General features: G+C 43.4%; 6 protein-coding genes. 3 read left to right on the plus strand and 3 right to left on the minus strand.

Annotated features, from left to right (window positions below; translation table 11 throughout):
* Positions 1-74: 74 nt before the first annotated feature.
* Genes FTV31_RS13625 through epmB form a run of 3 tightly spaced genes read right to left on the minus strand, consistent with a single transcriptional unit; the run spans position 75 to position 4,999 of the window.
* Positions 75-2,240 carry an EAL domain-containing protein gene (locus FTV31_RS13625; RefSeq protein ID WP_180015341.1) on the minus strand — a complete coding sequence of 722 codons (2,166 nt, stop codon included), beginning with the start codon at positions 2,238-2,240 and terminating at the stop codon, positions 75-77.
* Positions 2,222-3,967 carry a GTPase gene (locus tag FTV31_RS13630; RefSeq protein WP_159123140.1) on the minus strand — a complete coding sequence of 582 codons (1,746 nt, stop codon included), beginning with the start codon at positions 3,965-3,967 and terminating at the stop codon, positions 2,222-2,224. Before FTV31_RS13630 ends, FTV31_RS13625 begins: the two co-directional genes overlap by 19 nt.
* Positions 3,968-3,976: 9 nt before the next feature.
* Entirely contained in the window at positions 3,977-4,999 is a 1,023-nt protein-coding gene (epmB, locus tag FTV31_RS13635; RefSeq protein WP_180015343.1) for an EF-P beta-lysylation protein EpmB, read from the minus strand.
* A gap of 378 nt (positions 5,000-5,377) precedes the next feature.
* Here epmB and efp point away from each other — a divergent pair, with 378 nt between their 5' ends.
* From efp to FTV31_RS13650, 3 genes are all read left to right on the plus strand, one after another.
* Positions 5,378-5,947, plus strand: a complete 570-nt coding sequence (gene efp, locus FTV31_RS13640; protein ID WP_004782608.1) for an elongation factor P — start codon at positions 5,378-5,380, stop codon at positions 5,945-5,947.
* A 171-nt stretch (positions 5,948-6,118) separates the two neighbouring features.
* Positions 6,119-8,218: a carbon starvation CstA family protein gene (locus tag FTV31_RS13645; RefSeq protein WP_180015345.1), complete on the plus strand. Its 2,100-nt coding sequence runs from the start codon at positions 6,119-6,121 to the stop codon at positions 8,216-8,218.
* Positions 8,219-8,228: 10 nt separating this feature from the next.
* Entirely contained in the window at positions 8,229-8,531 is a 303-nt protein-coding gene (locus FTV31_RS13650; RefSeq protein ID WP_180015347.1) for a YbdD/YjiX family protein, read from the plus strand.
* The last annotated feature ends 170 nt before the right edge of the window (positions 8,532-8,701 follow it).

Below are 8,701 nucleotides of genomic sequence, written 5' to 3' on the forward strand. Positions count from 1 at the left end.
TTATGCCCGTTTTTTTGTGCCTGCAATTTAGAAAATCATTTCACGTTTCTAGATTGAAAGGCGAGTACAAGACCTTAGTGGTCTTGTACATCAATCAGATGATCCAGTTTTTTCTGGAAATAATCACCTTGAATAAAGCGGGCATCGACGTTCCAGGCATTCGCAAATAAGGTCATGTCATTCAGTTCACGAATCATGATATTCACTGGTTTGATTTCATTGTATGTGGTGATTTTTTCCTGTAGCTGTTCAATTTCAGCATCATTGTTCAGCATCTTGGTCAGTTTGCTATCCAGGCTCAGACCATTGATATCGAACTCACGTAGCAGGGTTTCACTATACATAGAGTGACCAAAGTTACGAATCGCAATCCGCGCGCCATGTTCACGTAAGGTACGTAAATATTTCTGCGCATCCTGCTGATTCATCAGGATATCTTCTTCTGAGAACTGTAAAGTTAAAGGATGTTCGACTTTACTGCGAATAATGGTAATTAGTTTGGAAATAAACTCAGGGAAAGTACGGTCCTTAAATAGCACCGCACGGTTCAGGTTCACGATTAAACAGGCATCCGGATACTGGGTAATGAAGTTGTGCAATTGCTTGCTCGATTCAACCAGAATCCAGCGATCCAGTTTAATAGACAATTCATCATCTTCATTGAGTTCCATCAAGGAAGAAATATCCTGCCATTTATTTTCAAAGATAAAGCCACTGGTCACCTCATACATGTAGAGGTTGGTATCTTCTTTATCATAGAGCTGTTGATATTTCAGATGAATTTCACCACGTTCCAGACATTCACGCAGTGCTTTTAATACTGGAGAGGTTGTGAGTGGTACAGTGCTGACTGCCGGACTGACCGGTATGGACTCAGACGCTGGAATAACGGGTTCTGAAACCGTGAAGTCAATGCTCGGCATTGAAATCGATTCCTGAGTCGTTGCAGGAATATCCAGAACAAATTCAGACGTTTTTTGTGCTTGTGGTAAAGGAGTAGAGAAGGCCCGACCGACTAATTCATTACAATGGCTTTCATCACGCAACTCACCGTCAAGCAGGGTATAACCGATGCGTAGATTGAGCGGATAAGTTTGCTGATTCACTGTAATGAGCTGTGGTTTGGTCAATGAACCTAGTCCAACCAGTTTGGATTCCAGAATGTCTTGCGCATCTGCCTGAATGATCCCCACCAGAACATCATGTTCCAGTTTGAAGAGCGGAATACGAACCTGCTCTTTCAGGAATTTCCCAATTTCATGGAAGTAACCTATATAGGTCGCCCAATCACCATTCAGGACTTGCGGCTCATACGCAGCAAAGGAGAAGGTGATCAATGCATTGGCTTTCGCCGGTTCACGATTGAGTTCACGCTTAAGTGACTGTAAGGTACTTGGCTTGTTTGCAACTTTTTCAGAAGAGGTACTCGCTTGATTAGTCGCTGTATCAATCGTAATTTGTAGTGCATCTTCTTCAGCACTAGAGGCCAGAAATTCCAGTTTTAATGGATTGGCAGCAGCAACATTTGGATTCGACGAAGTAATATCAAAACGGCCTAAATCAAACTGACCCTGAGAAATCTTTTTAAAGCGGGATTTAAAATCATTCAAATCTTGCGGCTGTAACAGGTCTAAAAGCGGCAGACCGATAATATCGTCCTCACTTTTGAGCCCAAACAGTTTGAGATAATCGGCATTGGCCTGAATATGGATGCCTTCCTGAATGGTTGCGACCGCACGGTTACTGTCTTCTACCAGTGATTGTGCCTGGCTTTGTGCAGTTTCCAGTTCTTCCATTAAATGGCGCTGAGCTTGCATGGTACGGCTAAAGGAAAGGGCACGTACCAGATTCAGGAAGAAGCGGTCTGGATAATCCAGATTCAGAATGTCAAAAATGCCTTTACGGATATACTGGGCATATTGTTCAGCCTGATAATCTTCTGGTTTTAACAAAAGAATAGGTAGGTCAGGTTGCTGAGAAAGTTGAACCAGACTTAAGGCTTGTTCATATTTCAGATCATACGCACGACCAAAAATAATCAGGTCCCAGCTAAAGTTTAACTGTTTTTCAAAAGATTGCAGATCATCAAGCAGAACGGCATCGACCTGATATTCATTGCTGGTTAAGAGATCACGGATTTGGTTATATCTAATTTGATTATCATCAATGATCAGTAAACGTGTTTCAGTACGTTTTAACTTTTTAGACAATAATGGATTTCTCACTTCAATGCTTCCCATAAATCGTGATTTCTAGTTTCATTCAATTGCTTATGTATAAAGTTTTCGATGACATCTTCTTCTTGATCATTTAATAATTCATAGTCAAAACGGATAAAACTTTGTGTAATGAGCTGCGCCTTGGTCAGGTAAATTCTGAGTTCTTTTTGGCCAAGTCGTAAATGAATGGTCTGTTTTTCCCTAAACATTTGTGAGCCAGAGACAATAATACTGGTTGAGACCTGATCGAGCTGGGTCATCTGTACCAGAATAGCTGGCTGATAATTGATACTGTGTTTGTCGGTACGGGCATAAACTGCGCAAGGAAACAGTTCCTGTGCCAGAATTTCCAGGCCAATTTCCAGACTTTTATCTGCTGACTGTTTGATCCAGCGAATGACTCCGCCACGCCACTGGCTTTGAGATTTTTCCTGAACCAGAATAAATTCACCAGTTTTCAGATTGGCAGGCGTGATACCTGACCATTTAATCCGGTAACCATTGACACTGATATCGAGAACTTCAGCGGTATGAATCTGTTTGGCTTCGCGATCGAGCGCCTTGATACTGCTGAATCCGCTTGGAACAGTATTATGCATTGAGCTGACAAAACTGCTTTCGCTCTGGAAACCATAATTACCTTCCAGTTCCAGCGTTTCATTAAAGTTTTTACCCTTAGACAGATAAAAATGCGCCACCGTTAAGCCAAAGCAGATATTGATCTGTGCGGAATATTCATAACGTTCATGACGGCGTTCGACATTATTCGAAAGCAGGTTATAGATATGAAAATGCAGGGCAGGTGTCAGGAACAGCTTTTCATTACGTGACAGATACTGGGCATTTTTGCTTTGAGTACCGGTCAGGTGTTCCATCAGGTTTTGTGTCGAAATATAGAAGCTCGGCTGGAAATGCTGACCCTGATGAGAATTCAGTAAAGGCGGATGATCTTTGCTGGCATCGACCACATAACGTGACAGTGTGGTTTCTTTTGGCAGAATCTGAACCAGTTTCGCCCAGTCCGCACTGCATAAATATAATCCCTGAATCTCAGCTGGGCGGATCTGATGGGTATTGAAAATATCCAGCAAAATCAGTCGTGCATAGGCTTGGGTAATATTCTGGATTTCGTGCTGGGTGCCAAGAACCTGATTGATGTTGGTCTGATAGAAATTATTTTCCATCGCACATTCAAGCAACTGATGTGCTGCCAACCACTGACCGGCGCCAGGTGTGCTATACAGCATATGCTGTTGATAGAGCAGCAGGCTTAACTGTTGCAGGCCATAGTAGATGGACACCATCCGGGCACTTTGCAGGCTTTTCTTTTTGCCCAGGGAAAATAGTGAAAACTTTTGATGATTCAGCTGATGATTACAGCGTTTGGCAATATCTATATAGATTTTGGCAAAATAGCTGCGTAACAGCATAGCCAGCTCAATAATCTGGTCATTGCGATCTGTCGTGATCAGACCCTGATTGACGAAATGTTTCTCAAGACTGGCCAAAACATTTTCAAGGGTAGGGTGCAATACCTGAATCAGGTCAAAACGCAAGGTTTCCGCACATTTCAGTTCGGAAATTTCCAGTAAAGCACTGAACAGAGACTTGGATGAATTCCCCAATTGCAGGATTGAAATTCCTGCGACCCATTCCTGCAATGCTTTGGCATTTGTGGGACAAAAACTTAGCTGTTCTATGGTGAGTTCAGCCGTTGTCTGAAAAATGTCTGCAGTGTGCTTACTCATCTTTATTATTTAACTCAAAAATGTTGAAACCCCAAAAAGCGGTGTCTTATTCTTCTCGCCCGCTATTTCTCGAACTAGTTTAGGAACCAGATACCCCGGTAGGTTCGCTAAAACTTCTGTATAAATCTCATTGATGTGCTCAGCAGGTAAATCAAAATGATGCGCACCTTTTACTTTATCAAGTACATGTAAATAATAGGGCATCACGCCAGCATCAAACAAGCGATAGCTTAAATCAATCAAAACTTGAGCAGAATCATTAACCCCTTTTAATAAAACTGCCTGATTGAGAACCGTGATCTGATGCTGAACCAGCTGATTAAGCTGCTTACAGGTCAGGTCATCCAGCTCTGATGCATGGTTCGAGTGTACCACTAGAATAATACGTAGCCTACTGTTTTTTAACATGCTTAGCAGCTCTTCGTCGATCCGGTTTGGGATCACAATAGGAACTCGTGAATGTATTCTTAAAAATTTGAGATGTGGTACCGATTCTAGTCGTTCAATCCAGATTTTTAATTTTCGGTTAGATAAGGTCAGTGGATCGCCACCACTCAGAATTACTTCATTAATATCTGGCTGGCTTTCCAGATATTGTTTGATATTAATCCAGTCCTCATTTTTAGGCAGGTTTTCCTGATAAGGGAAATGGCGTCGGAAACAGTAACGACAGTGGACTGCACAGGCACCGGTCAAGGTCAGTAGAAAACGTGACTTATATTTATGTAGAACACCAGGCTGCTGGTTAGCCTGTTCTTCACCTAGGGGATCGGTGACAAATCCCGGATGATCTTCCAGTTCCAGATGATGTGGCAATACTTGTAATAAAAGTGGATCAAATGCATTTGCTGGCTGCATTCTGGAAACAAAAGCCCGTGGCACACGTAATTTAAAGGCTTGAGAGGCCAGCAGAGCACCAGATAACAGCTGATCTGGAGAAAGCTGTAAAATTTGCAGTAGTTCCTGTGGATCGGTGATCAGGTCGCTCAGTTGCGATTGCCAATTTGCTTCTTGATATAAATACTGTGTCATGCCGGAAGATCAAAAAAAGATGAAGGCGATAGCCAGAAGTGCGCAGTTTAGCAGTTTGTCTACAGATGGGAATGTGAAAGCTGGCTAAAATTTCTCTAAACACGATCAGTTTGCTATGGTATGCAAAAGCATAGAGACTTTTATATGCTTGGAAGACTGGTTGTGCACCAGTATTGGAATAGCTGATGCTAAGTTAAGCAGTGTCAGCAAGTTAAAACCGATTTTTTCGTTGCGACTTGGTGTATTGCTCATTTAGAATACGCAACATTAAATGAATGTGCATGTGGCAACTCATGTTCGTGTCAGACTTGCTAAATGACATTGCAACAGCCCATAGCATCAATAGCTTAAAGTTAGTAAGTTTGGAGTGAGCCAATCATGGCCTATTATTCTACGAACGATTTCAAGTCTGGCCTGAAGGTTATGCTTGATGGTAACCCATGTTCAATCATGGAAAACGAATACGTTAAACCAGGTAAAGGCCAGGCGTTCAACCGCGTTAAATTACGTAACCTTCGCAGTGGTAAAGTTTTGGAAAAAACTTTTAAATCTGGTGATTCTCTAGAAGCTGCAGACATCGTAGAAGTAGAAATGGAATACTTGTACAACGATGGCGAAATGTGGAACTTCATGGATCCTGTAACTTTTGAACAGATCGCTGCTGATAAAACAGCAATGGGCGACGCTGCAAAATGGTTAAAAGACGATTCAAATGAAAAATGTACTATCATGTTATGGAATGGCGTACCTTTAACAGTAAGCCCACCAAACTTCGTAGTATTGAAAATCGTTGAAACTGATCCAGGCGTTCGTGGCGATACCTCTGGCGGTGGCGGTAAACCAGCGAAACTTGAAACAGGTGCAGTAGTACGTGTTCCATTATTCGTTCAGCAAGAAGAAAGCGTTCGCGTAGACACCCGTACTGGTGACTATTTAGAACGTGCATAATGGTCGGAAAATAGACTATTATCAAAGGGGATGACTAAAATCATCCCCTTTTTTTATGCCAAAGTCTTAGAGGAATTAGACAGGAACAAGCGTAAAGTCGCAAGGGAAAACAGCAGTACCTCGAATAAAAAAATCACGCTGATTTATATGCTTCACAAAATGAGGGATTGAATGGAAACTTTACAACAGAAGTCAACCATGACTTCGAAAATCATCTGGCTCCTGGTAGCCATAGTCGGGGCAGTCTCCTTCGGGGTACTTGCACTCAGTCGTGGTGAGCATGTGAATGCAGTCTGGCTGGTACTGGCCGCAGCCTGTGTGTACAGCATCGCTTACCGTTTCTACAGTTTATTTATTGCCAATAAAGTTTTTGAACTGAACGCACGCCGTTTAACACCCGCCCATCGTCTGGGTGATGGTCTGGATTATGTACCGACCAATAAAAGCGTATTATTCGGTCACCATTTTGCCGCGATTGCCGGTGCGGGGCCTTTAGTCGGTCCAATCCTTGCAGCGCAGATGGGTTATTTGCCGGGCACCATCTGGCTACTGGTCGGTGTAGTACTGGCAGGTGCGGTACAGGACTTCCTGGTACTGTTTATTTCTACCCGTCGTGACGGCCGTTCACTGGGTGAAATGGCAAAACAGGAACTGGGTACCTTTGCTGGTATTATCGTGATGCTTGGTGCGCTGGGTGTGATGATCATCATCCTAGCAGTATTGGCGCTAGTGGTTGTCAAAGCACTGACCAATAGTCCATGGGGCGTATTCAGTATTGCAGCTACGATTCCGATCGCCATCTTCATGGGTATCTACATGCGATTTATCCGTCCAGGTAAAATTGCAGAAGTTTCGATCATTGGTTTCGTATTGATGATGCTTGGCATTATCTATGGTGAAAACGTTGCACAGCATCCATACTGGGGACAGTTGTTCACTTTAACTGGGACTGAACTGACTTGGGCACTGATCATTTACGGTTTCATTGCATCGGTATTGCCTGTCTGGTTATTACTTGCACCACGTGACTATTTATCTACCTTCCTGAAAATTGGTGTGATTGCCGGTCTGGCGATTGGTATTATGTTCGCGATGCCGGAAATGAAAATGCCAGCGATTACCAAATTTGTCGATGGTACAGGCCCAGTATTCGCTGGTTCAATGTTCCCATTCCTGTTTATTACCATTGCCTGCGGTGCGATTTCCGGTTTCCATGCACTGGTTTCTTCAGGGACAACACCGAAACTGGTCAACAACGAACGCGATATCCGGATAATCGGTTATGGCGGCATGTTGATGGAATCATTTGTTGCGATCATGGCTTTGATCTGTGCCGCGATTCTTGATCCAGGTGTGTACTTCGCGATTAACTCACCAGCAGCACTACTAGGTACAACCGTAGATACTGCGGCTGAAGCAGTACGTAATCTTGGTTTTGTGGTAACACCTGAAGCACTGACATTGCTGGCACAGGAAGTAGGTGAAAATTCGATTCTGTCACGTACGGGTGGTGCACCGACTTTCGCGATTGGTATGGCGCATATCATTACCGAAATCTTTAACAGCCGTGAAATGATGGCCTTCTGGTATCACTTTGCAATTCTGTTTGAAGCTTTATTCATTCTGACCGCAGTAGATGCGGGTACTCGTGCTTGTCGCTTCATGGTTCAGGACACAGTTGGTATCGTGATTCCTGCGGTAAAACAATCTCATAACTTCTTCGGTAATATGCTGGGTACAGCCGTTGCTGTTGCTGGCTGGGGTTTCTTCGTTTATCAAGGCGTCGTTGATCCATTAGGCGGTATTAACAGCTTATGGCCACTGTTCGGTATTGGTAACCAGATTCTGGCTGCCATGGCATTGATTCTGGGTACAGTCATCCTGTTCAAGATGAAGAAAGAGAAATATGTGTGGGTAACAATTGTTCCAACCGTATTCCTGTTTATTACTTCAATGACGGCAGGCTGGCAAAAGATTTTCCATGAAAATCCGAAAATCGGTTTCCTGGCACAGGCAGAGCGTTTCAATACAGCAATTGCGAATAATGAAATTCTGGCACCAGCGAAAACCTTGGCTGAAATGCAGACTGTCGCAATGTCGAACCAGATCAACGCAGCACTTTGTGGTTTCTTTATGATCGTAGCGTTTGTAATGCTATTTGCTGCAATTGGCGTGATCCGTCGTGCCCTGGCGAGTCCTGTACCAACCGTAAATGAAGCAGAAGCAGTGTATCGCGATCCTGAAGAAATTCAGCCTGCAAAAGGACATTAAGGAGCAGCGCATGAACTTGAAGTTTGCTAAAGGTGGAAAAGCGGTTGTCTATAAAATCATCAAGATGACCGTGATGTCACAAAAAGACCTGATCCTGAACCCGAAAAACTGGTCACGGATTGCGACGTTGTGGCAGCGTTTACAGCAGAGTTTCCGCCTGATGGTGGGTGTGCCTGATTATCAGACCTATTTGGCGCATATGAAAAAGCACCATCCTGATCTGGAAGCGATGGACCCTAAAACATTTTATCGTCACTGTGTAGATTCGCGTTATCCCTCTGCCGGTGGAGATATGAAGAAGTGTCCATGCTAATAGATGAATAAAATGAGCGCCTTTCGGGGCGCTTTTTTATGGGCTTAGATTAGCATTTGAAGTGCAACACCATGTTGTTGCCATAATACCTGACTCGGACTTTTAAAGCCGAGTCTTTTTCTTGGACGATGATTCAAGCGTTGAGTAATTTCTGCAATATATGCATCCGT

This window comes from Acinetobacter sp. YH16031 (assembly GCF_013417335.1).
Taxonomy (GTDB): Bacteria; Pseudomonadota; Gammaproteobacteria; order Pseudomonadales; family Moraxellaceae; genus Acinetobacter.